At 36.9% G+C, this 2,330-nt stretch carries 1 protein-coding gene and 2 rRNA genes; 2 read left to right on the forward strand and 1 reads right to left on the reverse strand.

The features are described 5' to 3' along the window. Nucleotides 1–37: 37 nt before the first annotated feature. Nucleotides 38–146 (forward strand): 5S ribosomal RNA (gene rrf, locus ACFOZZ_RS11370). A 63-nt stretch (nucleotides 147–209) separates the two neighbouring features. On the opposite strand, the gene mgtE is transcribed toward rrf, so the two are convergent. Continuing rightward, nucleotides 210–1,598, reverse strand: a complete 1,389-nt coding sequence (mgtE, locus tag ACFOZZ_RS11375; protein WP_329966868.1) for a magnesium transporter — start codon at nucleotides 1,596–1,598, stop codon at nucleotides 210–212. A 405-nt stretch (nucleotides 1,599–2,003) separates the two neighbouring features. On the opposite strand from mgtE, the gene ACFOZZ_RS11380 reads away from it, so the two are divergent. Next, nucleotides 2,004–2,330, forward strand: a 16S ribosomal RNA gene (locus ACFOZZ_RS11380); the annotation flags it as partial.

Consider the following 2,330-nt stretch of genomic DNA (forward strand, 5'->3'; position numbering starts at 1 on the left):
GAGATGACGTATCTGGTTTTGAGGGATCCCTCGAGGATCTGGCGGCGATAGCATGATGGACACACCCGTTTCCATCCCGAACACGGAAGTTAAGCATCATAACGGCGACGATAGTGTGAAGACGCGACAATAGCAAGCTGCCAGGTCCTTTTTTTATGCCTTCCTTCAGGAGGGCTTTTTTTGTGCGAAAAAAAAGGACCGACAAGGTCCTAATGTACATGGAATACTTGGATCAATAAGATCCAGGCTAAGCCATAGTATGTAACAACGGCAACTAAGTCATTGATTGTAGTAATTAAAGGCCCTGATGCAACAGCTGGGTCAACCTTGATTTTATGGAAAAACATTGGAATGACTACACCAACTAAACTTGAGAAGACCATAGCTACAAATAATGAAACACCAACACATCCAGATAAGATGAAGGCATCCATAAATGGTCTATTCTTGGCTAACATAATATAGAATCCAATAAATACAAATGATAATAATCCTAGGATTGTTCCATTACTTAAACCAATATTTAATTCTTTTAAGGTGAATTTGAATTTATCTTTAGCGGAGATGTTCTCATCAACAAGTAGTCTAATAGTGACGGCAAGTGACTGTGTTCCTACATTACCAGCCATATCTAAAATAAGTGATTGGAAACATACAACAATCGCAATCTCTGCAACAACTGATTCAAATAAACCTACTACAGTGGAAACAATCATTCCAAGGAATAAAAGAAGAATTAACCAAGGAAGTCTTTTCTTCATACCATCTTTTACTGTTTCATCTAGATCTGATTGTTCAGTCATACCTGCTAGCTTAGCATAATCTTCATCCTGTTCATCTTCGACGAAGTCAGTAATATCGGTAGAAGTGATAACGCCAATAATTTCATTATTATCGTTGAGTACAGGGAATGAATCTTCTTCGTATTCACGAATTTCATCAATACATTCACTGATTTGTTCGTGTGCATAAACATGTGGATAAGAAGTTGCGATAATTTCTTCTAAATCATCATTTTCTCTAGCAACAATTAAATCCTTTAAATCAATAGCACCGTAATATTGATTATGATCAGTTACATAAATTGTATTGATATTATCGTGTGTACTAGATTGTCTTATTAGTTCCTTCATTGCTTTTCTGATAGTCAAACCACGTTCGATTGAAATGAAGTTAGTTGTAATTTCATGACCAATCTGATCAGGATTAAATGATTTAATTAATAAGATATCCTCTCTTCTTTTTACATGTAAATAAGGAAGGAGACGGCTCTTAGTTTTTTCATTTAAGTTTTCTAAGATATCGACCGCATCATCTAGGTCCATCTTATTAAGAAGCGTTGCGTACTTTTTATATCCAAAGTCCTGAATATAATCTTCTGGATCTTCAATATAACCAATAATAGAAGATAATCTTTTTATATCAAAATAATCAAAGAATAATTTTCTTTCTTCTTTTGGTAATAACTCAAATGCTTCTGCAATATCCTTGTCATGATATTCATCTAATAGATTTCTCTTTTCTTCAAGTGTATGTTCTGAAGAAATAATGTGCAAAATATCCTGCACATAATCATTGCTGTATTTTCTTTCTGTCATGATGTATTCCTCTCTTTCATAATATGATTATGATGAGCAAATACCAGTGAAGTTCTTAAAAAATTAGATAAACAGTCACTGGAATTTGATCGCTTTTTCTATTTATTATGTGTTGCTCGTGACTGTCCATCTAAACCACCTCTTTTCATTGTCCATTTCTTTTTATAACAAAATCCACCAAAAAAGTAAAGTGAAAAAGTACCCTTTACATCAACATTTATTTCATACTTTTTAAGAAAATGGAAATTTTTTTCAAAAAAGACTTTACAAGTGTCAGTATTTTAGGTATTATAGACAGGCAGTCCGGGAGACGGGCTGAGACAGAACATTGAAAACTGAACAGATACACGTCAGATTTATTTGAAAACATTTAATTGATGAGCTGAACATCAGCTCTTCACATATTTCGTGGAGAGTTTGATCCTGGCTCAGGATGAACGCTGGCGGCGTGCCTAATACATGCAAGTCGAACGAATCTCTTTTAGAGATGAGTGGCGAACGGGTGAGTAATACATAGGTAACCTGCCCCTGTGCGGGGGATAACAGGAGGAAACTCCTGCTAATACCGCATAGCCATGAGCACCGCATGGAGCTCATGCCAAATATCCTTTATGGGATAGCGCAGGGATGGACCTATGGCGCATTAGCTTGTTGGCGGGGCGACGGCCCACCAAGGCAACGATGCGTAGCCGGCCTGAGAGGGCGGACGGCCACATTGGGACTGAGACACGG

It is taken from the genome of Catenibacterium sp. GCM10023432 (assembly GCF_042651925.1).
Classification (GTDB): Bacteria; Bacillota_I; Bacilli_A; order Erysipelotrichales; family Coprobacillaceae; genus Catenibacterium; species Catenibacterium mitsuoka.

Excerpts from the sequence above, each read along its gene's own strand:
- mgtE (WP_329966868.1), bottom strand. The coding sequence starts at position 1,598 with ATGACAGAAAGAAAATACAGCAATGATTATGTGCAGGATATTTTGCAC.